Below are 22885 nucleotides of genomic sequence, written 5' to 3' on the forward strand. Positions count from 1 at the left end.
AACTTTGACAAGCAACTGCGCGGTCGTGGTCCTAGTGTAGAAACTCCGCGTCCTATGGAGGGCACTGATGCTGATGTCGGCACGAAACAAAATCGCTCTGCTGCTGTTGATGGGGACCGGGTTGGCGTCTGCGCCGTGGTCGGTTGGGCCCAGACACGTCTTTGTCGTGGAGGCGTCGCAACAACCGGCCGAAACAAGCGTTCCTGACAAAGTCCGGCTGTTCATCCCCTATACGGACTACTCGCAGGAGGACAACGAGCGAGCTCTCGCGATGTACAAGTATCTTCGAGTGGCGGACGTCTCCGATGGCATGGATGTGGTAGGGCTGCAGGACATCGGCCTCGTCGATCCTGAGGTCCACGCTCTCTGGAAGGATACCGAGCAGTTTACGCACCGCGTGGCGGGTATTGCGGTGACCGCCCGCTACGTGCCGACCAACAAGCGCGAGCCGCAGATGGATCGCGACGCGATCGGCCGCTGGTACAGCACCTTGACCTCGGAAGCGTTCACGGACGTGCTTGCGCCGGGCACGATGCTCGTCATCGATGCCATGGAGGATGGTGAGTCGCGCAGCATCGGCTCTTCGAATATTCTGGGCTGGCGGAAGCGGGGCATGGTCGGCCTGATCACGAGCGGCGGATTGGCCGACACCGACGAGATTACCTACCACAAGGTCCCGGTCTACTTCCGACGGCTCGCACGCGGCATTCGCCCCGCTCGTAACGAGCTCGAGTCCGTGAATCGGCCGGTGACGATTGGCGGCGTGCTCGTTCGGCCGGGCGACGTGGTCATGGCCGACGGCGACGGCGTGGTCGTGGTCCCGCGCGAGCGAGCCGAGGAGGTGGCGAAGGAGGCGCTGATGTTCCTCGACAACATCTCGCGTGAGCGTTACATCAAGGAGACAGGGAACAATCCGTGGGCAGAGCGCCGGCAGCCGAGTAACGAGCCCTGATCCGAATGGTCGAATTGGTGATACTTATTCACCATGGCGAACTCCCGTATCAAACCCAGCATTGTCGAGGCCGAGGATCCGGCCGAACGGCTGTTCGAGTTCGATCCCGCGACGCTCTATGAGGCGGCCGGAAAGAGGGGGATGGTCGATCCGGCGATCCGCCCCGCCTGGCACGGGGCGAAGGTGCGCGGCCGGGCGACGACCGTCGAATGTCCGCCGTGCGACAACCTGATGCTCCACATTGCGGTGGCGAGCGCGCAGCCGGGGATGGTCATTGTCGCAACGGTGGGCGCGTATCTGCTGGCAGGAGCCTGGGGCGAGGTACTGACCGCGGCAGCGCAGGCACGCGGCGTTGCCGGCCTGGTCATCGACGGCGCCGTGCGAGACGTCGACGCGATCGAGGCGCTGAGGTTTCCAGTGTTCAGCCGCGGTCTCGCGATAGGGGCGTGCACCAAGGAGCGACCGGGAAAGCTCGATGTGCCTATCCAGCTCGGAGGTGCGCTCGTTCGCCCAGGGGACATCGTCTTGGGGGACGCGGACGGTCTGGTGATCGTCGACCAGGACAAGGTCGAAGAGGTCTACGAAGCGGCGTCCGAGCGGCGGGCGCGAGAAACGGAGATCATCCGCCAGCTTCAACAGGGCCGGACCACTGTGGAGCTCTTGGGGCTGATGGATCCCCGCAAGCCGTAGCGCAGGCCTTTAGAGCCTGCGAAGAATTGCTCGTAGCGCAGGGCTTTAGCCCTGCCTGCTGCGGCGTTGGCAGGCCTGAAGGCCTACGCTACGGCGATTGTTTCTCACGCTCTTTAGGCCTGCCAACCCCGCGATGGGCAGGCCTAGAGGCCTGCGCTACGGCCGAACCCACAACTGACACGAGAGAGCGCGTGGAGTCACGACGCTACAGGCACGAGGAGCTGTTCGACTACACCTGCCGCGTGCTGGGACGTCTGGACGTTCCGTCAGAGGATGCCCGCGAAGTGGCCGCCTGCTTGATCAAGGCAGAGCTGCGCGGCGTGGACTCGCACGGGCTGGTGCGGCTTCCCGTCTATGCACGGCGCGTTCGCGCTGGTGCGGTGAAGGCGAGGCCGGAGATTCGACTGTTCCCGTCCACAGCCGCGGCGGCGCTGCTCGATGGCGACAACGGCCTGGGTCCGGTGGTGGGTGCTCGCGCCATGGATGCCGCGTTGGACCTCGCCCGCACGCACGGCACTGGCCTGGTCGGCGTCCGACGGAGCAATCACTTTGGATCTGCCGCCTACTATGTCGAGAAGGCGGTCGAGCAAGGTTGTATCGGCGTTGCAATCTCGAACGCACCTCCGAATATGGCGCCATTCGGCGGAAGGCAGCGCTTCCTGGGAACCAATCCGGTGGCGATTGGCGTGCCTGCCGGCGAGGAAGGTCCCTTGATCTTCGACGCGTCGACGAGTGTGGTCGCACGCGGAAAGATCATCGTAGCCGCGCAGACGAAAGAGCCAATTCCCGAGGGGTGGGCAATCGACCCAGACGGCTATCCGACCACCGACCCGGAGCAGGCGCTGGCCGGCGCCGTGCTTCCCTTCGGCGGACCGAAGGGATCGGCGCTCTCGTTCATCATCGACATTCTGTGCGGCGTCTTGACTGGAGCCGCGTTCGCCGTGCATCTGAACACGCTCGAGAACCTCACGGCCGTCCAGAACGTCGGTCACGTCCTGGGCGCCGTGAGAACCGACCTGTTCATGTCCGAGGCGGACTTCAGGACGCGCATGGATGCAATCCTGAAGATGCTCAAGGCGTCGCCGCCGGCACCGGCAATGGAACGGGTCCTCCTGCCGGGCGAGATCGAGCTCGCCCACGAATCGAGGAACCGAGCGGAAGGCATCGCTGTGGCAGCGGCAATCATGGAACAACTGACACGCCTGGGCGCGGAGCTCGATGTCCCTCTTCCGTCTCCGCTCGAGGTCTCTTCAGTTTCTCGGCTTGATTCAGCATGAGATTCGACGCTGGTCAACAATTCAACTTCCTACCCATTCCGACGGATATTCACTTCGGATACGGGTCGTCGCGTACGTTGCCAGACCACGTACGTTCCCGGAAAGCCCGTCGAGTCTTCGTGGTGACAGACCCGGGCGTCCGCGCCGCCGGAATCCTCGACGCCGTGACGAGCACGCTCGAGCGTGCCGGCATCGACCTCACAATCTACGACCGCGTCACGCCGGACTCTGGCTCGAGTCTCATCCGTGAGGCGGTCGACGAGCTGAAGACCAGCGGCGCCGACCTGGTGGTGGGCGTGGGAGGTGGGAGCTCGCTGGACACGGCCAAGGCGGTAGCGGCGCTTGCAACGAATCCGGGCTCTCCTCTCGACTACGTCGGCCTCCACAAAGTTCAGAACCAGTCGCTTCCCACGATTGCCATCCCGACGACCGCGGGCACCGGCAGCGAGGTGAGCTTGTGGTCGGTGTTCACTGACGATGACCGGAGGCTCAAGGTGGCGATCGGCGGGGTTCTGCTCTATCCGACCATGGCGCTCTGCGACCCGGAGCTGACGATGGGCTTGCCCCCGGCCTTGACCGCGTCGACCGGGATGGACGGGCTGGCGCACGCCGTCGAGTGCTACACCAACACGGCCTGTCAGCCGATCTCGGCAGCGCTGGCGCTCGGAGCGATCGAGCTCATTGGAGGTCATCTGCGGCGCGCCGTGGTCGATGGCCAGGATCGTCACGCGCGGTACGCCATGCTGCTGGCGAGCACGATGGCCGGTATGGCGATGAATCCAACGCGGCTCGGACTGGCGCACGCGCTGGCGATGCCGCTCGGAAGTTGGGATCTCAGGATTCCGCACAGCGTGGCGATTGCCGTGACGCTGCCGGTGGTGATGCGGTTCAACTGCTCCGCCGCGCCCGAGCGGTTCATCGCGGTGGCCCGAGCCCTTGGCGAGCGTGTGGACGACTGTCCGCCGGCGGAAGGCGCCGTCCGCGCCGCAGCGGCCGTCGAACGTCTGGCAAGGGCAATTCGGATTCCGGAGACACTCTCGGAGCATGGCCTGCGCGCCGAGCACGTGGATGACGTCGTGGAAGAGGCAATGAAGAGCGGCAACGTGGCGGTGAACCCGCGGCCGACGAGCAAGGAAGAATTGACGGAGATCCTGCGCCGCGTCTTGTAGGCGCTCAACGCCAGACCTAAAGGTCGGGCGCGCGCGAGTGACGACGCGCCCGGCAACATGAACATGGAACGGCACCACAATTTCATTCGTGGCGAATGGCGGCCTGCCTCCGGCGGCAAATGCTACGCGACCCACAATCCTGCGCATCCGGAAGAGTGCCTCGGAGAGTTCGCCAACTCCAGTGAAGCGGATGTGACAGCAGCCGTGGACGCGGCTGTCGCTGCCAGCGAGGTCTGGGCGAATACGCCCGGTCCCCAGCGCGGCACGGTGCTCTTCCGGTTCGCCCAGCTCCTGGAGCAATCGAAGGCCGAGCTCGGGCGGATCGTCACCCTCGAACAGGGCAAGGCGCTCGCCGAGGCCGAGAGCGAAGTTGGGCGTGCCGCGGCGGAGGCGCGCTTCATGGCCGGCGAAGCCAGCCGCGGGCTAGGGCAGACGTTCCCGAGCGAGCGTCCTGGCGTCACCTGCTACACGACCTCGGAGCCGCTTGGCGTTGTTGCCGCGATCTCCCCCTGGAACTTCCCCGTGGTCACGCCCGTACGCAAGATCGCGCCAGCGCTGGCGTGGGGCAATTCCGTTGTCTTCAAGCCGTCATCGTTGACGCCGTGGTCCGCCTGTTATCTCGTCGGGCTGCTCGAAGAGGCGAGCGTGCCCCCAGGCGTGGTCAATCTCGTGACCGGCCTTGGCTCGGTAATCGGCGAAGCGTTGATTCAGGACGAGCGGGTGCGCGGGATCAGCTTTACGGGGTCGACTGCCGTCGGTATGCACATCTCTGAAGCCGCCGCGCGCCGGTTGGCGAGAGTGCAGCTCGAATTGGGCGGCAAGAATCCGGCGCTCGTCTTCGATTACGACGATCTCGACGGCGCAGCGCGCGAGATCGTGGCCGCGGCGTTTCAGTGCAGCGGCCAACGGTGCACCGCGCTCAGCCGTGTCATTGTCTCCGAAGCGCAGGCGGATGCGCTCGTGGAGCGCATTGTGAGCCTCGTCAATCGCCTCGAAGTGGGGGACGGGTCGAAGCCTGGTACCACGATGGGGCCATTGGTGAGCCATGACCAGCTCCGCAGCGTCGATCGATACGTCCGTCAGGGCGTTGCCGCCGGATGCGAGCTGCTGACGGGAGGCCGGCCGCTCGTCGACGAGCCAGAACGGCAGGGGTACTACTACGCGCCGACCCTCTTCGACCGCGTACCGGCCGATTCTCCGTTGGCTCTCGAGGAGATCTTCGGGCCGGTGCTTCCTGTCGTGAGGGTGCGCGACCTGGACGAGGCCATCACGATTGCCAACGGCACACGATATGGCCTCGCCGCGTCACTGTTCACGGATCGTTTGCGCGCTGTTCACGAAGTGACCAGGCGCGTCGAAGCCGGCATGATCCATGTGAATCATGGCACGGCGAGCCAGGCGCACGTTCCATTCGGCGGCGTCAAGGAGTCCGGACAGGGCGCCTATTCAATTGGTCCGACAGCCAGAGAGTTCTTCACCAATGTCAAAACCATCTACGTCAGGTGGTAGGGCCGCGAAGCCAGCGCAGGCGCCAGCGCAGGCACCTGCGCTCGAGCCGTTGTCTGGCACGCTCCAGTTGGGCGCGCGGGCGTATGTCTCACTGTGGAACGGCATCGTGGGTGGCCGTATCGAGCCTGGAACGCAGCTTCGTCCGGACACGATCGCCGAGCAGCTCGCGATCAGCACCACACCGGTGCGTGAAGCGTTGCACCGGCTGGAGGGGGACGGCCTGGTCGTGAAGAGGCCGTATCAAGGCTGGTTCGTGCGGGCGTTCACCGAGCAAGAGGTACGGGAGCTGTACGAGATGCGCGCCGCGCTCGAGTGCTTCAGCGTCAGGCTGGCCTGCGAGCGCATTACAGACGAGGAGCTGGCGTGGCTCCGTGAGCATCAATCGGTCGGCGAGGCCGCTCTGAGAGATGGGGACATGGATGCGTATCGAGCCTACAATCGGGACCTCCACGCCGCGATCATGCGGGCTGCCCGCAACTCCTATCTCTCTTCCATGATGGGGCAGCTCGACCTGCAGAGTCAGATACTGATGGCTAGGACGATCCGGCTGGTGGGACGTCCGTCACGTGCGATCGAGGAGCATCACGAGCTGGTCGATCTCATTGCACGCCGGCAGGCGAGAGCGGCGCAACGAGTGATGGAGCGGCACATTTTGAGCGCGCTCGAAGACATCGTGCGCGTTGGGATTCGAGGGCAGGTAGAAGATGCGGACGCTCCGCAGCGATCCAGCATGAAGAGCTCGCGGCGATGAGCAGGACGACCGAGGCGCCCAGTCGTCTGCCGCGCTATATGGTCATCGCAGCGCTGTTCGTGCTGTCGTTGATTACCTACATCGATCGAGCAGCGATCTCGACCGCCAAGGGGCCAATGGCGGGTGATCTGTCGCTCTCCGACGCTCAGATGGGGTTCGTGTTCAGCGCGTTCGCGCTCGGCTACGCCGCGGCGCAGATTCCCTCCGGTTGGTTTGCCGATCGCATCGGCCCGCGCCACGCGCTGGCAATCGTCGTCGCGCTCTGGAGCGTGCTCACGGCGCTCACTGGTGCCATGACGCGGCTGGGGTCGCTCCTCGTGGTGCGATTCCTGTTCGGTGTGGCGGAAGCGGGCGCGTTTCCCGGCTCGGCACGAGTCTTCTACAACTGGCTGCCGGCGGCTGAGCGGGGCATTGCCAACGGCGTCCTCTTCTCCGGCGGGCTCCTCGGTGCCGCCGTCGCGTTTCCCATCTTCGTCTGGTTGTTGGAGGGCTACGGCTGGCGCCGCGCGTTCTACATTCTGGGAATTCCTGGTCTCGTCTGGGTGCTCTGTTGGCTGATATGGTTTCGAGACTACCCGCGCGAGCGGATCGTCCACGAATCGACGGCGAGCGGACCGGAGCGCGGTCTCGGGGAGCTGCTGCGCTCGCGCGGGATGATCCTCGCGATGGTGCAGTACTTCGCCGGGAACTTCACATTTTACATCTGCATTTCGTGGATGCACCCGTTCCTGCTCGAGCAATACAGCTTGACGCAAAACCAAGCCGCCCGCTATGCGATGGTGCCGCTGCTGTGCGGCGCGTCCGCGAACTGGGCGGCCGGGCTGTTCGTGGACTTTCTGTACAAGTCGCGTTTCCGCGCCTGGTCGCGCCGCCTGCCTGGCATGGCCGGCTTCGTGCTCGCGACGACGGGTGTGCTGTGGGCCTCCGTGGCTGACAGCGCGGTGGGCGCGGTCGTTGGCTTAGCGGTGGCCACGTTTGGCGTAGAAATGACGATCAGCCCGAGTTGGGCGTTTTGCCTCGACGTCGGCGGGAAGCGGTCCGGAGCCGTCTCGGCCTCCATGAACATGGCGGGCAACTTCGGCGGCTTCGTCAGCACGAACGCCTTCCCGCTGCTTCGCCGGCTGACGGGCAGCCCCGCAACTTACTTCCAGGTTGCGGCGCTCCTGAATTTTGCGGCGATTCTGTGCTGGCGGTCGATGCGCTCGCCTGCCGCCGTGGAAACCGGGGACGCCGAGGCGCGCCTTTCGGAGCAGGAACGCGGTTACCATAAGCCACGTGCTTGAGGCGCGCAGAAATGCCCAGGTGAGACGTGTGCAACGCGGAGGACAGCTCGGCCTCATCTTGGCTTGTGTGGCGGCGACGGCGCTCGCCGCACCCCAAGCGAGGCCGAAGCCGCGCATCACGATTCTGACGACCGGCGGAACCATCGCCAGCCGCGCCGGAGCGCCCATGCAGCCGGGCGCCGCGTTGATTGCCGCAATACCGCAGCTTGCCGAGCATGCCGACATCAGCGTCGAAGAAATCGTCCGTGTCGGCTCGTCGCGAATGACGCCGTCGCATTGGCTCTCGCTCTCGAAGCGGATCGACGCACTGTTTCGTGAGGAGCCGTCCCTGCCGGGCGTCGTCGTGACCCATGGCACCGATACGCTCGAGGAGACGGCGTTCTTCTTGAACCTGACCGTACGCGACAGAAGGCCTGTCGTCCTGACCGGCTCCATGCGCGCGAGTGACGAGGTTTCTGCCGACGGACCGGCCAACCTGCTCAACGCCGTGCGGACGGCGGCCTCCAAGGAGGCGGCCGGCCGAGGCGTGCTCGTCGTGCTCAACGAGAGCATTACGGCCGCACGTGACGTCTGGAAGACACACAACCGGCGTGTGGACACCTTTCGCTCACCGGAGCTGGGGCTCCTCGGCTATATCGATCCGGACGGTGTCGTCTTCTACCGGAGCCCGGCGCGTCCGCACACGAGCAAGAGCGAATTCGATGTCTCGGAGTTGGATGCGCTGCCGAACGTTGTTCTGGTTGCTGACTACGCGGGCTTCGACGGCACGTTGATGGACGGTGTCATCGCCCGTCGTCCTGCCGGCCTTGTCGTGGCTGGCTTCGCAGGCGGGCGGTTGAGCGAGGGTGGGCGGCACGTCGTCCGCCAGGCCGCCGCTGCCGGAATACCGGTGGTTGTCTCCTCTCGAGTGCCCGGTGGCCGCATCGTCGGGGAGGCCGTGTCGGGCCTCCCGGCTGTCGTGGCGCGAGACCTGTCACCGCACAAGGCGCGGATTCTCCTCATGCTGGCGCTGACCCGCACGCGCCAGCTCGAAGACATCCAGCGAATCTTCGACACCTACTGAGAATGCGACCCTGGGCCTCGACGAGTGGCGCGGCCGCGACGCCCATCGTGCCTGGTGGCTTCTGATCTCGCTATTTCACGCGGAGGAGGGAAACAGCGACAGCCGGAGGAAGAAGCGACTCTAGCACGAGTCTCCGGATGAAAGGGATTGCCGAAGTGAGTCCAGAAGGGCGCGAGTGCCATGCTGTGCGCACCAGCGTTCAATGTATGTCCAGTCCAGCGACGAGCCCTGGACTGCGAGCACATTTCGAGCGTCGTCGAGGTCCTTTGCCCGGTTTCCCTGACGCGCCCACCGAAGCTTCGTAATCACAGTATCTTCTGCGGTCATCACGAACGCGTGCCGCGCCAGGAGTCGCATGCGCTGGCGCCGCACGAACCGCTCCCGATCGTGAGGATCGTCAGTTAGGCCGAACAGCTCGAACGTGAACGGGCTGCCACGAAGCTCGATCACGTGGCGAGTGGTTCCGGTGATTGTCTCGAACGACGCCTGAGGATTCAGCCGAAACGCCGGGCCCAGCGTCGCCACGAGCCGCTCCAGAGCACCAGGGGATACTTCCACGACGAAGTCGGCGTCACGCGTCGACCGAGGAACGCCGTGGACGTTGGTCGCCAGTGAACCGACGACCATGAACGGAATAGCTTCCGTGGTTAGCGCATCGATGACGTGGGCGACTGCTTCGTCGCTCGTCACGGGCTACGCTCCAGCTGCCCGGCCAAGTCGAGCTGCCACCGGAGCATGGCTTGAGCCTGCAATTCGTCAAGTTCAGGGTGACGATGGCGGATGCCGTCCATCATGACACGGCAGGTGCGATCGAAGAGTCGCGGGCCCTCGAGTAGCTTTACTTCCGCCGACATTTCACGCGCACGCGCGACCTGTTCCGTGAAGAGGCGCTCCAGAAGCTCAGTAGTCGGGTTCATGACTTTCCAAACCCGATTGTAGCGCACGGCGCGTTCGGCGAACGCGCCCTACCCTCCCCGATTCGACAGCAAGGGACGGAGGGCTCACCGCGTCGATCTGCCTCATAGTCTGTGATGGCCCAGACGATGGAGCGACGGCAACTGTTGCAACGACTCGACAAGGCGTGGCTGGCCTTCAAGGCATCGTATGCCGGCCTCTCCGACGCGCAACTGATGGAGCCTGGTGTCGCCGGCGCCTGGTCGGTCCGAGACATCATTGCTCACGTGACCACCTGGGAGGAGGAGGCACTCGAGCACCTGCCATCCATCCTCGAGGGCCGCAGGCCGCCGCGATACTCGGTCACCTATGGCGGCATCGATACTTTCAACGCCCTGATGACGAAGAAGAAGGCAGGGCTGTCGCTCCCGGAGGTGTTCCGGCAGCAGGAAGAAATCCACCGACGGGTTGTCGCCCTGATCGAGCACGCGCCAGAAGATCAATTGATTGTCGAGACGCGATTCCGTCGTCGGCTGCGACTCGATACGTACAGTCACTACCCGAAGCACGCCGGCGCGATACGGCGATGGAGAGAGCGACAAGCGGTGGCCGGAACAACGCCTTGAACGACACGTCCAAGACCGTTATTCCCGACGCGAGCCGAGAAAGCTCCAGTCCTGCTCGCGTGCCCAGTCCTCGAAACGGTGCCAGCGGATGTCCGGCGCCGTCTGGCGGACCGCCGCAATGTCTGCGCTGTAACCCACGCGGTCGAACCATTCTAACATCGCCGCAAGATCCGCGTTGTCGGCACGGATGGCCTCGAGCGGCAGCTCCTGATAGCGGATCTGCTTGCCTGAGACGTTGGAGACGATGGTCACCATCTCTTCACTCGTCAGCTCATCCGACGCGAGATCCATACGGGTGCCGAGAAACTGATCTCGTCTATCGATGACGAGCGCGGCGAACGCCCCGATGTCGTCCACGGCGATCTGCTGCAGCTTACGTCCTGCGGGCAGCGCTTGGGCGAAGACGCCATTCTCGAGCCCGGCAACGTTCCACGGTGCGAGCAGATTCTCCATGAAGTAGACGGGGGCGATGATCGTGAAGGGAAGAGCGCTGCGGCGGAGGTGCTCTTCGACCTCGAGCTTGCTCTCGAAGTGCGGAATGCCGGTCTTGCGATCGGCGCCGGCCACCGAGGAGAAGACGAAGTGCTGTGTGCCCACAGCGCGCGCTGCGTCCACGATGGCGATGCCTTGCCGCGTCTCGGCTTCCGTGCCGGCTTCGAATGGCGTGCACATTGTAAAGATCGCGTTGGTGCCGCCAATTGCCTGCTCGAGTGAAGTGCGGTCGTCGAAGTTGCCGGTCGCGAGCTCCGCACCAGCGTGTCTCAGGGCCTCGGCGGCGGGGCTGGTGGTGTTGCGGGTGAGGGCGCGGACACGATGTCCGCGGGCGAGCAACGCTCGCGCCGCGGCGCCACCTTGCTTGCCCGTTGCGCCGGTGACGAGCACTGTGAGCGTTCGATTCGTGGTCATGCTTGATCTCCAGTGAGTGTCAACCCGTTCAGTGCAGGTAGTATTGAGCCATCGCGCTGGGCCGACTGCCGGCTGAGCGCACACAACGGAAGTGAGTGGCTTATCATGAGCGATCCCGTGCTGGTTGTCGGCGGCACACGTGGTACTGGGCTCCTCATCGCTCGCCTCTTGCTCCAACGCGGTTATCAGGTGCGTGTGTTGGCCCGCGATGCGGCGCGAGCAACGCTGCAACTCGACTCCGCGGTAGACGTGGTTGCGGGCGACATCACCAAGCCTGAGACGCTTCCCGCCGCAGTTGAGGGCGCCAGCCACATCATCTTCACCGCGGGGGTTCACAGCGGCCGCGCCGCCCGCGAAAGCCTCGTAAAGATGACAGACTACCAGTTTCGAAACGAGTGCCAGGGCATCGCCGGATCATGAGGCCTGAGGTGACAGCACAACAGCGGCAGACCCGAAGTGGTTGGATCGACTCACTCACGCAGTTCCTGACCGTTGAAGCGGCAGGCGGCGTCGTACTGTTGGTGTGTGCGACCGTCGCGCTCGTGTTGGCGAACTCACTGTTCCGAGCGCCCTACGAAGCCATCTGGCAGACGATGGTGGGTTGGAGCGCGGGCAGCGTGACCATGCAGCATTCGCTGCGGCACTGGATCAACGACGGCCTCATGGCCGTCTTCTTCTTAGTAGTCGGCCTCGAAATCAAGCGGGAGCTTGCCGTTGGCGAGCTCCGCGACCGGCGTGCGGCCCTGCTGCCCGCGGCGCTCGGCGGAATGGTCCTTCCCGCGGCGATCTATCTCGGCCTGCAATGGGGGCAAGACGGCGCCGCGGGATGGGGCATCCCCATGGCAACCGACATCGCCTTCGTCGTCGGCTGCCTCGCCGTGCTGGGGCCGCGCGTGCCGCATGGTCTGCGAGTCTTCCTGCTGTCTCTCGCGATCATCGACGACATCGGCGCGATTCTCGTCGTTGCGTTCGGGTATTCGACCGGTATCGACGCGCGCTTCGTCGCCCTGGGCCTCGCTGGGCTTGTGGCTGTCGCGATTCTCGTTCGTATAGGCGTGACGACGATTGTGCCGTTCGTGGTTGCGGGCGCGCTCACGTGGCTGGCCTTCCATGAGTCGGGTGTGCATGCCACGATCGCCGGCGTGCTGCTGGGGCTATTGGCGCCCGCTCGCGCCGCTCCTGGTGAGCACCACGCATCACACGCTCTCGACAGGCTCGGTGAGCGGCTCGGTGGTAGCCACGACGACGTCGATGAAGCCGAGGACGTGACTGCACCTGCCGCGACGGCAGCTCACGGCGTGGAATCGCCTCTCGAGCGGCTCGAGTCTGCGCTCCATCCGTTCGTGTCATTCGTTGTGATGCCCATATTTGCCCTCGCGAACGCCGGCGTTGCCTTGGAGCTCGAGGGCATCGGACACCCTGTAGCGCTTGCGGTGATCGCCGGCCTCGTGGTGGGGAAGCCCGTCGGTGTGAGCCTGTTCGCATGGCTCGCAGTCCGCCTTCGCTGGACGCGCCTCCCAACCGGCGTGTCCTGGCCGCTGCTCGTGGGAGCGGGATGCCTTGCCGGAATTGGGTTCACGATGGCGCTCTTCATCTCGAGCCTCGCCCTGGACGGCACGTTGCTGGACGCGGCCAAGATCGGCGTTCTCGCGGGATCGCTCGTGGCCGGGGTTGCGGGGTTCCTTCTGATATGGCTCCGGCTACCTGAAACGCAGCCATGACGCCAATTGGAAACGTCGCTGCTTCAATGATTGCCCTGTTGGGATGGTGTGCGCTGGGGCTCCAATGCTATCTGACCGTCAGCGTCACGCGGCGGCGGGCGACGCCTGAGCCCTAACCTTCGCCATCACCTTCCCAGTGGAATCGATGGAGGAGTCTATGGACAACAGGCGCAAAGAGAATCCCAGTAACGACGAGGAACACGAGTCCCGCATAGAGCGCGTAGAGCGCCGCGAAGAGCTTCCCGCCCTCGGTTATCGGCACCCGCACGAGCCCCATCCCACCCAGCAACACTGCTGCATGGAGAAAGGCGTCACCCCACGCGAGCCCTTCGAAATATCGATACCCCAAGACACCGCCACCAAGCGACACAGCAACCACGAGTGTGGCAACGGCTGCGTGCAGGGCGACACGCCGTAGGTAGAGGGCCCGCGGTAAGGGTGGGGTTCGGAGATTTTCGTACATGGTCTGCTAATGCCGAGCGCGCTCAGCGTGAGTGAATGGCCAGCAGAAACGCGCCCGCTGAGGCTGAGAAGACGGAGTAGTTGAGCGGGCCCTTGATCCCGAGTCCGATCGTCATCCCGATCGCGAAGGCCAGGAGCAGGAATCCGCTCAACAGAGCTGTGGTCTGCGTACGGAAGCCGACAATGAGGGCCACGCCAAGCACCGCCTCGGCAATCGTCACCACCCATCCAACCGGCGGAATCAGGCTCAGCGGGAGGTACGGGTTGAGGGTCGCTGTGTAGTCGAGAAAGGCTTGGAAGTTACCCCACGCGACGTTGGCGGCGCCGGGTGGCCCCCACAGGCCAAACCGGTCGGTCACCGCGGCGAGGAACGCGGCACCAAGGGCAAGGCGGAGATACGTCGGAACATGACGCGTGACGCGATCGAGCGAGTTGGTCATTGCTTTTTCCTTTCAGCTCAATCATGGTTTCCCACCAGGAAGCTCCAGCAGTTTCCGAATCCTCGTTCCAAACCGCGCAAGCTTCCGAAGGGCGCTGGGAGAGAGGCGACGGGTTTCCTCATGCCATGAGGTGACCGCTTGTAGGAACTCGAGCATGTGGGACAGGCGCTGCTTCGCATAAGCCACATCGGCCCCTGCGCCCGCCTCATCGAGTTCTCTCATACTGGCGCGCAGCATGTCCAACGTGGGGTCGAACTCGCGTCGCCTACGCTCGGCGGCAATTCGCTGGAAGGTCTCCCAGACGTCTTCGAGCGCCTCGTAATGCTCCCGCCGATCCCCTAGCCGCTGGGTCACCGTGACGATCCCCCAGCCCTGAAGCTCCCTCAGACTGGTGCTGACGTTGGATCGCGCCAATGACAGCGTCTCGGCGATCTCGTCCGCCGGGAGAGGCTCGGGAGAGAAGAACAGGAGCGCATAGATCTGCGCGACCGAGCGGTTAATCCCCCACCGCGCTCCCATTTTTCCCCAGTGGATGACGAGCTTCTGCATGGTGGGCGAAAGGTGCATTCGAGTATTCCTGTACGTTCTGTACATTCAGAAATTACAGTATATAATGCCCTATGTCAAGGGACAGGTCGGGACATGACTCCCGGCCAGCGGGAGCGACGATGCCGACTTCTTGCCCGAGATGCTGTAGGAGCTCTTCAGCGCGTGGCGCGCCGGCGCTGCCGGAGCACCTGACCGGCAAAGCCCTCCAGCGTCACTGAATCCCACACATCCGGGAGCGGCGTTTCGGCACGGTCGTTGACGATGCGAAGGGTGCCAAGAGGCCTGTCGTCGACGTAGACGTCGAGTCGGTCGAGTCCCCGCGATGTGACGGTCAGTTTCGGAGAGAGTGCAGTGATCTGGAGGTTGGTCGACGGCTCCGCGCCCAAGAGTCGGCCGCAGTACTCGAGGAGGTCGCGGTTGGCGTGAAGGAGGTCGTTGCGCGTCATCGCGTAGCGCCTGTGTCCGGCGACGCCGAGATCCTCGATCGCAACACCTTCGGCATCACCGATCCGCGTGGCGCGGCGCACCGAGATGCGGTAGGTAATCCCCGAGGGCAGCAGGGCGGGCGCGAACGACGTTCCAGCGAGCGCGGCGCCGACAATGGAGGGATCCCAGACGTTGGCGCCGCCGGCGCCTGTCGCCTCACCAACGGTGACCAGCGTCCCGACGTTGTTGTCGACGAACCCCGCCGCAAAGAGATCGCCCGCAGAGTAAGTATTCGGGTCCACCACCGCGACGACCGGTCCGCCGTAGACCTGACCAATGTCATTGCACCGGCTCGGTGGCGTAATCGGCAGCGCTTGCGAATAGAGCTCGCCGGTGGCAACGGCGCTTCTGAGGCTTGCCGCCCACGGGCTGAGCGAGCCCTGATTCTGTGGTGCCTCCGCCATCGCGCGGGTGAGCTCGGTGGCTGCCAGGGAAAAGCGCACGGGCTGTACGGGATGCGGCGTGAAGAGCTGCAGCAGTCGCTCGGCTGCCCAGATGAGACCGCCGGGGTTCGCGCGCAGGTCGATGATCAGGCCGCTCTGCGGAAGGCGCTTCAGGATCTCGATCGCTTCGGCGAGGAACCCGTCATCATCACGCAGATCGAAGCTCCACAACCGCAGGTATCCGAAGGTCCCGGATGACGTCTCGACCGTCCTGGCAGAGACGTTGTCACCGAAGCGCCCGCTGATGGTGTCCTTTGCTGGATTACCGAGCCTTGCACGGTGCGCGCGAGTCGCACTTTCCCGCGCCCAGAGCTCCCCGTTGAACATGAGCTTCTTGGCGCGCCGGATCTGCTCGCCTGCGGGGTTGAGCGCTTGTGCGGCGACGGCAGCAGCGGCGGTAGCCGGACCGGCGGTGTCGGGCGCCGTACGCGGCGTGACGAGCCGCCACGGAAGGCGCGCCTCTCGTGCCTTCCCGTTCTTCGCGACGTACCCGATCAGCACCCAATGTTCATCGGGCGGCGGGCCGTACTGCAGCGCGCGAAACGTGAGCGACTCCACGGCGCGCGCCAGTCGTGCATCTGCTCGTCCTCCGGTCTCACGGTCGGCGTGCCGCTCGACTGCTGTCGTGAACGGCATGCCGTTCCACATCGTCAGCTCGACGCCCGGCACGAATTGACTGTCGTCGATGACCTCCGGAGCCGTCTTGGACACGAGGTAGCGCGGGTTGTCATGCGGCCCGTACTGCTCGACGAGAAACGGGAGCCTAGCGACGTGACCTGTTCGGCTGCTGGGCCCAACGTAGATGGTATGGGCGTCGCGACACGCCCGCACGATGTACCACAGCTCTGTGTGGAACGTGCGGTCGTCCACCTGCTCCGCCCGCTGACGGAGAAGACGCAACTGCTGGATCGGGTCGATGCCGTACATGGAGCGCTTGAGCGGGAGATGCGTGTAGAGTCCTTCGAACAGGCTCAGGAACGCATCTACGACCTGGCGGCGCTGTTGTGGCGTGAGCTGTGGCTCCGCAGCCGCCAGGTCGGTTACAGCCGTCCCAGCCTGCGCGCGGCGGATCGTCGTCTTGCGGGAGCTCATGGTCGTAGCCTCTTTACACGTAGTAATCAGCAACGCGATCGAGAACGCCGTTGTGAAAACCGCGCTCGCGCAGCGAGCCGAGCCACGCTCGGTCGTGAACGAGTGACGAAGGCTCCGGTACTTCGTACTCGACACCGGGCGGCGGCGGGCCGGCAAACATCTCGGGTGCGCCCGGCATGTCGAGCTCGAGCACGAGCCCTGGCGGCGGCGCAGCGCCGTTCATCAGCGAGGCTTCGAGGGCAGCCCTTGCCACACGGTGACCGCGATCGATGGCGGCGTCGGGATCCGCACGGACCTCGTCCAGCTCGCCCAGCACGCTGCTCCAGGTCCACACCTGCTCCGCATCGTCTGGCTTGCGGAGCAAAGCGTGGCGCCTGTCCGCTCCAATCCCCACCGATGTCGTACGCGACTCGCCGCAGGCGCGCATGAGATCGCGCGTGCCGTAGCGGGCGTGCCCGCCCACAATGACGAGGAGCACATCGCTCTCGCGTGCCATGACGAGGTTCTTCCACGGGTCTGGATGACGACGAGCGACGACCGTGATGTCGGCGAGCCGTCCTGCCTCGAGGCGGCCGGCCGCGTGCGGCCAGCAGGCGCCCAACACGTCGCCAGGTGACGAGGTCACCATCTCGACGAGATCGAAGTGGCTGATATCGAGGCCGGCTTCACGAATCCACAAGTTGGCGATCTTCAGCTCGCCTAGGAGGTTCTTGGTTCCGGAGGGCGCCCAGTCCGTTCCCAGGCACACGGAGACGTGATGCTTGCGCGCGGCTGCAACATCGGTCGTCTCACCGTACAGCCACAGGTTCGAGAATGGAGACCACACGACGCTGCCCGGCGAGGCGTCTCCCGCGAGCGTGGCGTGTTCCTGCCACTGACGGAAGTCGGCGTCGCCAACGGCGTTACAGTGAATTGCAATCAAGCGGCTGCGCAGACATCCGGCGCGCGCGGCCTCGGCGAACTCCCGTGCAGCCAGGCTGCCGCCCTGGCCCTCGGCGCAGTGATAAATGAAGCCACCGCCAGACTCGATGTGCCGGGCACGCTGTTTCAGGTCCGACACCGAGAGTGTGAGCGCCGAGGTGCGAATGCTGTTATCGCTCGCATTGCCAAAGTTCTCATCGTCGATGTTGCGAACGAGCTGGTTGGCAGGGCGTCGGTTGGCTGGCGGCCAGCCCTGGATGCTGGTGGTCCCGCCCGCGAGCGCGCGTACCTGCGCGTAGGCCAGCAGCGCCTCCGGTGCGCCCTTGATGAGGGCGTACGCCGGCCAGCTTATGAACGGCCGATAGCTAGGGGCGCTCGGCCAGGTATTGTGATGAAGGAAGGGATGATCTCTCGCTGGCTCGTCCCAGAGCGGCAGCGACGCAAAGCCAATGTGTGAATGCAGGTCGATCAAGCCCGGATAGATGAATGCATCACCCACGTCTACCACGCGCAAGCCGTTCGATGACGGAGTGCGATTGCGCAAGACGCTGTCGATCGCGCCATCTTCGCCGAGCCTCACGCGGCCCCTGAAATGGCGCTGTGGATCGTTGGCCGCAAGCGGCACCACCCTCCCGTGGAGCTCCATCACGTCAGTCCTTTCATTCTTTCGTTTGCCGCGCGGCCTGAAGGCCGCGCGCTACGTACCGAACCCATCGCACAGCGCCTAGCGAGGGGTCTCTAGACCCCTCGAACCAAAGGTGCGGCTACATCCATCGGTCGTCTTGATCATGTCAATTCGTCGATAGCCTGCTGCTCGGCTGGCGACAGCGGTGCCGGATCGAGCTCGGCCGTCCATTCGGGCATCACGAGCCTGTAGTAGTTGGAGCTTGGCCTCCCCGATTGACGGGCGCGCTCCGCACGATCTCCGCTGCTTCCCTGCCAGCGCAGGGTTCCGAAGGGAAGGTCGATGCGGGGAATCTGCTCGCGCTCACCGTCGTACGAGAACGTGGGTCGAGAGAGGTCCTTGCTATACCGCAAGGACTTCAGCTCGGTGAGGGCCGTCTGCCAGGACCGCTTCCAGGAGCGCTGGCCGAAGGCCCGCAGGTTCACGACTCGCGTGTTGCCGAGATCGCTGCGGTCGAGCAGTCGCCGAGCATCGGTGCCGATTGCCAGGAGCACGCCTGGACGCGCTCTGCGAATGACCTCCGCGTAGAGCGCTTGTGTGCGAGGGTCGTCGATTGCCGCACGCATGCGGGCAGCGTCGCCCTCCAGCGTGTCGACCGGCAGCACACGCAGGATCGCGTAGCGCTCGGTGACGCCTGCGGCTCGCAGAAAGGCTTGCAGGTGTTGGCCCGCGTCGCCGCTGAGTGCGCGCCCCGTGAACAGATCGTCGTGACTGCCTTGGTCGACGATGGCCAGGAGGCCGGGGCGGTCGAGTCGTCCTCGGTAGATTGGTCCGTAGCCAAACGAAGGGTGACCAAGCAGGCCGAGCGTGGTGAAGTCGGGCCACGGAAAGGCGGCCTCGCCGCCGAGCAGCAGCCGGGCGAATCGAGCTTCCGGTCCTCGATCGAACGCGCGATACTCTATGCGCGGAGGCTCGTAGGGAAGGTCGCCTCGATCCTCGACGTATCCCGCCTTCGAGCCATTCGTCGAGCCAACGTACGAGATCTGATGGCCGGTGTTGTTGGACCTCCCATCCGCCGAGAACACCTGGATGGCCGTCTGGTCGTCGCTTCGGTTGCTCGAGGTCGCGCCGCGGCCCAGGCGCCAAGCTATCCCGTAGGGGAGGTCGCGGAATGGGATTGGTGCTGATTCGTACGTGTAGTCGCCTGCAGGCTGGCGTGCTCCATCCGGATCGGCAGGGAGCCACGAAGGGTCGTCTTGCGACCAGCGCTCGATCCGCCGCAGCGCTGCCGTGAAGTCCGCCGTGATCTCACTGATGGGTGTGTCCCGGACGGCCCCTGGGTGGACGACACCCACCATCCTGAGCCGCGGCGAGATGGCGCTCGCCTCAGCGTTGTGCAAGCGACGGGGGTCGGCGCTGCCGCCGTGAGACGCCACCCAGGTCGCCAGCGATTCCTTCGCCGCGTTCCCGACGGCAATCGCGAGGTGGAGGTCGTTTCTGGCGGCGACGTAATCGAAGATCTCGTGGCGGTGCCGGCAGACAGGAGATCTGAGGTCCTGGGCCAGCGCCCGGAGGGAGCTGCCGTACTGACCGAAGATCGGATAAACGAAGGTGTTCAGGAACAGATAGGAGCGCGTAATTCCGAGGTGGAGCAGCACGTGCTGCATCCGGGCTCCGGTGCCGCCGGTAAAGGACCGATGCGCCAGCGACTCGTCTTGCGCTCCCTCCTGACCTACGATCAACACCTTCGCCTGGCCATCGCTCAGCCGCCCGCGATAGAACATCGGCCCAAAGTGCCAGCGGAAGGCCTCTCGGCCGGTCAGCGCCTGGCCAAGCGCACGGTAGTTCGGTGTTTCGGCGAACAGGCGCGGCCAGCTTCGGTTCCGTGGAGGCCCAGGGTCGTACTCCCACGGAAAGCCGCGGCCTGTCCATTGGTCCTCGGGCACGAGCTCCTCCCCTCATCTGTAGGAAACGCAGGACTGAGGGGGAGTGAACAGGCGGGCTATTCTCTATTGCTCACTCAAGACCGTTACCGGGTCGACGCGCGTCGCACGGTGTGCGGGAGAGATGCATGCGAGCAGCGCAATGATGCCCGTTGAGAGGATCACCGCGGCGAGCACGACCGGTTCCGTTGGTGTTACGCCGAAGAGCTGACCTTCGAGCAGCCGACCCAAAGCGACGGCTCCCAGCAGCCCGAGCGTCAGGCCGCCTGCGACCAACGTCAGTCCTTCCTTGAAGATGAGCCGAAAGATACGGCGTCGGGTGCTGCCGAGTGCGACGCGGATACCGATTTCACGTGTTCTCTGGGCCACCACGTACGCCAGCACGCCGTAAACACCGAGGACCGACAGAAGCAGGGCGACAAGGCCAAACATGCTGGCCAGGCCCATGGCAAGCTTTTGCGGCACGACCGAATGCGACATGCGCTGGCTCATCGTCTGGGTGTCGGAGAGGGCCAAATCCGGGTCGATCGCCGTCAATGCCGACCGAAGCGATCGCATCACGCCAGGAGACTCGCTCGCCGTCTTGATCGCAATCCACCGGAGCCGACCCAACGCTGGCGCCTGCGTATGCGGGAAATAGGCCGTACCGACAGACTCGGTCCGCCCGGCTAGACTCTCGAACCTCACATCGCGAACCACACCCACCACCGTGTACCGTGCGGAGCTCCCGCGATGCAGACCCTTCCCAATCGGATCCTCATTCGGCCAGAATCGTGCGGCGAGGCGCTCATCGACTATTGCGACACGTCGCGTGTGCTCCTGATCGCTTTCAGCAAAGTACCGGCCGCGAACAAGGGGAGTGGCCATGGCCTCGAAGTAACCGGGTGTGACGCTCACGACGGACGGGAGTACCAATGCTTCGTCGGGCCGTGGGGTGTAATCCGCGGCAGAGACCGTTGCCGGACTGGTTCGGCCGCTCAACGCGATGTTCGAGGTGAGACCTGCCGCCTGGACGCCTGGCATGCTCCGGATCGATTCCAGGACTCGATCGGACAACGCAACCACGGCATTGTCATCCTCGTACCGCGACGGCGGCGGGAAGATCGTTGCAGTGGTGACACGCTCGGCGTCGAAGCCGGCGTCCACAGCCAAGAGATTGCGAAAACTGGTCAACAACAGCACAGCGCCGATCAGAAGCACGACCGAGCAGGCGACTTGTGTTACCACCAATCCACGCCGGAAGAGGCGTGTCACGCGTCCACCAGTTCCGAGCCGGCTTCCTTCGGCGAGAGCCCGATTGACGTTCAGCCTGCTCATAGTCGCGGCGGGCACCAGTCCGAGCAGCACCCCGACCAGGAGGGACATCGAAACGGTGAAGCCGACAACGGTCCAGCCCATCTGGACAGACGAAGCGTTCGGCATATTCGCTAGGCCGCCGGATCCAAGCACCTGGAGGATCCAAGCGCCGACTCCCACACTTGCCAGGCCTCCGGCTCCGGCCAGGAGGAGGCCCTCGATGATCAGTTGTCGTGTCACACGGAACCTGCCGGCACCGAGCGCCAGTCGCACGGCCAGTTCCCGGGCGCGGACGCTCGATCGCGCCAGCGACAGATTCGCGATGTTGAGGGCCCCGATCAGCAGAACGAAGGTGGCTCCGCCCCACAACAGATAGAGGATGCCACGGACGCTGCGGGTCAGGGCCTCCTGGAGCGGCGTCACAGCGGTGTACATGCGCAGCTCGGACAGGCCAAACTGAGGGAAGCGCTCGAAGTTCGCCGCATTCAGCGCATCGACCTGCGCCTGGACTTGCTCGACCGTGGCATCCGGCCTGAGCCGGCCGACATGGAAGAAGCCGTAGCGGGTTCGCTCTTCGTCCGACCGCTGCGCCGCCGTGAAGGCGAGCGGTATCCAGAACTGCACCTGCTCACCTGCCGTCCGCGCGTGGCCGTCGTTGCCGAGCTCGAAGAAGGAGAACCCGCGCGGCATCACGCCGACGATGGTATAGCGCTGCCCTGTCCAACCCAGTCGAAGCTGCCGTCCCACCGCCGCCGGATCACCGCCATAGAGTTGTTGCCAGAGCCCGTGGCTCAGGATGATCTTCTGCTCGGCGCCGATCTCACCCTCGGCGTCGGTAAACGTTCGGCCCAGACCGGGAGCAACTTGCAGGAGGCGAAACAGCGAGGGTGTCGCTCTCATGCCACGGATTTCTTCTGAGACGCCGTCGATCGTGATCGTGTCGAACCACAGGGCGAACATCGCCTGTTCTTCAAGGGTGGTGATTGCTTCGAGCCGATCGAAATAGGACGGCGCGGTATTGGACAAGATGTCATTGGGAGTAATCGTGGGATAGACATCTCCCATTGCGACGATGCGATCGGCGTCGGGAACGGGCAGCGGTCGCAACAGCACAGAGTAGACCGCTGTGAAGATGGCCGCGTTGGCGCCGAGACAGACGGCGAGCGTCAGGATGGTGGTCGCCGTGAAGCCACGACTCTTGACGAGCATTCTGACACCCGCCCGCAGATCCCGAACGAGTCCAAGCCCCAAGAGCTCGCGAAGGCCCGACATGAGCCTCGCCTTCGTCGTGCCGGCGAATGGTCCGCGCTGGGGGTGCGCCAGCCGGACGGTGGCCGGCTCGGCGTCGAGAAGCTCGTCGCCGAGCGTCTTCCAGTCCGGCAACTGACGCTGAAGCTCGTTCCACGCCTCTTCGTCGGAAAGGCCCTGGCCGATGAGGGACTCATAGGATCCCATACGAGACGCCTACACGCTGCAGGATCGGATCGGCGTGCAGCTTCAAGAGGCGCAGCTCCAGAAGCGCATCAAGGTGCGTGAGGCCGTGGCTCTGTGGGCATCTCTGTACCGCAAGCCGTTGAACGGCGATCGTCTGATCGATCAGCTCGGTCTGGGCGACAAGCGAAACGCTTGGTTCATGACGCTGTCGGGCGGTCAGAAGCAGCGCCTGTTCATTGCCCTGGCGCTCATCAATGACCCCGAGCTCGTATTTCTCGACGAGCTCACGACAGGACTCGACCCCCAGGCGCGTCGGGCGATCTGGGATCTGGTGCGCGGCATCCGCCAGCGTG

General features: G+C 64.6%; 21 protein-coding genes and 1 pseudogene. 12 read left to right on the forward strand and 10 right to left on the reverse strand.

The features are described from left to right. The first annotated feature begins 67 nt into the window (after window positions 1–67). The 8 genes from GEV06_17910 to GEV06_17945 are packed head-to-tail and all read left to right on the forward strand — an operon-like array spanning window position 68 to window position 8694. Window positions 68–952 (forward strand): RraA family protein, encoded by an 885-nt coding sequence (locus GEV06_17910; GenBank protein ID MPZ19771.1) that lies wholly within the window; start codon window positions 68–70, stop codon window positions 950–952. A 33-nt stretch (window positions 953–985) separates the two neighbouring features. Next, complete coding sequence (locus tag GEV06_17915; protein ID MPZ19772.1) at window positions 986–1642, forward strand: 4-carboxy-4-hydroxy-2-oxoadipate aldolase/oxaloacetate decarboxylase; 657 nt, start codon at window positions 986–988, stop codon at window positions 1640–1642. Between the two features lie 26 nt (window positions 1643–1668). Then, the gene (locus GEV06_17920) at window positions 1669–2919 is read left to right on the forward strand and encodes an Ldh family oxidoreductase (GenBank protein MPZ19773.1); all 1251 of its coding nucleotides are present in this window, start codon (window positions 1669–1671) and stop codon (window positions 2917–2919) included. Beyond that, window positions 2916–4088, forward strand: coding sequence for an iron-containing alcohol dehydrogenase (locus tag GEV06_17925; GenBank protein ID MPZ19774.1), 1173 nt, complete (start codon window positions 2916–2918; stop codon window positions 4086–4088). Before GEV06_17920 ends, GEV06_17925 begins: the two co-directional genes overlap by 4 nt. A gap of 57 nt (window positions 4089–4145) precedes the next feature. After that, the gene (locus GEV06_17930) at window positions 4146–5597 is read left to right on the forward strand and encodes an aldehyde dehydrogenase family protein (GenBank protein ID MPZ19775.1); all 1452 of its coding nucleotides are present in this window, start codon (window positions 4146–4148) and stop codon (window positions 5595–5597) included. Further along, window positions 5569–6348: an FCD domain-containing protein gene (locus tag GEV06_17935; protein ID MPZ19776.1), complete on the forward strand. Its 780-nt coding sequence runs from the start codon at window positions 5569–5571 to the stop codon at window positions 6346–6348. The genes GEV06_17930 and GEV06_17935 overlap by 29 nt, the downstream gene beginning before the upstream one ends. Next, entirely contained in the window at window positions 6345–7631 is a 1287-nt protein-coding gene (locus tag GEV06_17940) for an MFS transporter (GenBank protein ID MPZ19777.1), read from the forward strand. The genes GEV06_17935 and GEV06_17940 overlap by 4 nt, the downstream gene beginning before the upstream one ends. After that, window positions 7516–8694 carry a type II asparaginase gene (locus GEV06_17945; GenBank protein ID MPZ19778.1) on the forward strand — a complete coding sequence of 393 codons (1179 nt, stop codon included), beginning with the start codon at window positions 7516–7518 and terminating at the stop codon, window positions 8692–8694. The genes GEV06_17940 and GEV06_17945 overlap by 116 nt, the downstream gene beginning before the upstream one ends. 120 nt (window positions 8695–8814) lie before the next feature. On the opposite strand, the gene GEV06_17950 is transcribed toward GEV06_17945, so the two are convergent. Then, window positions 8815–9384 (reverse strand): hypothetical protein, encoded by a 570-nt coding sequence (locus tag GEV06_17950; GenBank protein ID MPZ19779.1) that lies wholly within the window; start codon window positions 9382–9384, stop codon window positions 8815–8817. Then, window positions 9381–9611 (reverse strand): hypothetical protein, encoded by a 231-nt coding sequence (locus GEV06_17955; protein ID MPZ19780.1) that lies wholly within the window; start codon window positions 9609–9611, stop codon window positions 9381–9383. The genes GEV06_17950 and GEV06_17955 overlap by 4 nt, the downstream gene beginning before the upstream one ends. A 126-nt stretch (window positions 9612–9737) precedes the next feature. On the opposite strand from GEV06_17955, the gene GEV06_17960 reads away from it, so the two are divergent. Then, entirely contained in the window at window positions 9738–10214 is a 477-nt protein-coding gene (locus GEV06_17960) for a ClbS/DfsB family four-helix bundle protein (GenBank protein ID MPZ19781.1), read from the forward strand. 18 nt (window positions 10215–10232) lie between these two features. On the opposite strand, the gene GEV06_17965 is transcribed toward GEV06_17960, so the two are convergent. Further along, window positions 10233–11120: an NAD(P)H-binding protein gene (locus GEV06_17965; protein MPZ19782.1), complete on the reverse strand. Its 888-nt coding sequence runs from the start codon at window positions 11118–11120 to the stop codon at window positions 10233–10235. 105 nt (window positions 11121–11225) lie between these two features. Here GEV06_17965 and GEV06_17970 point away from each other — a divergent pair, with 105 nt between their 5' ends. Both GEV06_17970 and nhaA read left to right on the forward strand, forming a co-directional pair. Next, window positions 11226–11540, forward strand: a complete 315-nt coding sequence (locus GEV06_17970; protein MPZ19783.1) for an SDR family NAD(P)-dependent oxidoreductase — start codon at window positions 11226–11228, stop codon at window positions 11538–11540. After that, window positions 11537–12841 (forward strand): Na+/H+ antiporter NhaA, encoded by a 1305-nt coding sequence (gene nhaA / locus GEV06_17975; protein ID MPZ19784.1) that lies wholly within the window; start codon window positions 11537–11539, stop codon window positions 12839–12841. The genes GEV06_17970 and nhaA overlap by 4 nt, the downstream gene beginning before the upstream one ends. A gap of 112 nt (window positions 12842–12953) precedes the next feature. On the opposite strand, the gene GEV06_17980 is transcribed toward nhaA, so the two are convergent. The 7 genes from GEV06_17980 to GEV06_18010 form a co-directional block, all read right to left on the reverse strand. Then, window positions 12954–13304 (reverse strand): hypothetical protein, encoded by a 351-nt coding sequence (locus tag GEV06_17980; protein ID MPZ19785.1) that lies wholly within the window; start codon window positions 13302–13304, stop codon window positions 12954–12956. 22 nt (window positions 13305–13326) lie between these two features. After that, complete coding sequence (locus tag GEV06_17985; protein MPZ19786.1) at window positions 13327–13743, reverse strand: DoxX protein; 417 nt, start codon at window positions 13741–13743, stop codon at window positions 13327–13329. Window positions 13744–13764: 21 nt separating this feature from the next. After that, on the reverse strand, window positions 13765–14310 hold the full coding sequence (locus tag GEV06_17990; protein ID MPZ19787.1) for a MarR family transcriptional regulator: 546 nt from the start codon (window positions 14308–14310) through the stop codon (window positions 13765–13767). Window positions 14311–14447: 137 nt separating this feature from the next. Then, the gene (locus tag GEV06_17995; protein ID MPZ19788.1) at window positions 14448–16313 is read right to left on the reverse strand and encodes a hypothetical protein; all 1866 of its coding nucleotides are present in this window, start codon (window positions 16311–16313) and stop codon (window positions 14448–14450) included. A 13-nt stretch (window positions 16314–16326) separates the two neighbouring features. Then, window positions 16327–17880 carry an amidohydrolase family protein gene (locus GEV06_18000; protein MPZ19789.1) on the reverse strand — a complete coding sequence of 518 codons (1554 nt, stop codon included), beginning with the start codon at window positions 17878–17880 and terminating at the stop codon, window positions 16327–16329. Between the two features lie 140 nt (window positions 17881–18020). Continuing rightward, window positions 18021–19805 (reverse strand): hypothetical protein, encoded by a 1785-nt coding sequence (locus tag GEV06_18005; GenBank protein MPZ19790.1) that lies wholly within the window; start codon window positions 19803–19805, stop codon window positions 18021–18023. A 63-nt stretch (window positions 19806–19868) separates the two neighbouring features. Then, window positions 19869–22553, reverse strand: a complete 2685-nt coding sequence (locus GEV06_18010; GenBank protein ID MPZ19791.1) for an FtsX-like permease family protein — start codon at window positions 22551–22553, stop codon at window positions 19869–19871. Between GEV06_18010 and GEV06_18015 the strand changes: the two are divergent. After that, a pseudogene (locus tag GEV06_18015) lies at window positions 22546–22885 on the forward strand (ATP-binding cassette domain-containing protein). The gene GEV06_18010 and the pseudogene GEV06_18015 sit on opposite strands and share 8 nt — an antisense overlap.

The sequence above is a fragment of the Luteitalea sp. genome (genome assembly GCA_009377605.1).
In the GTDB taxonomy this organism is placed as follows: domain Bacteria; phylum Acidobacteriota; class Vicinamibacteria; order Vicinamibacterales; family Vicinamibacteraceae; genus WHTT01.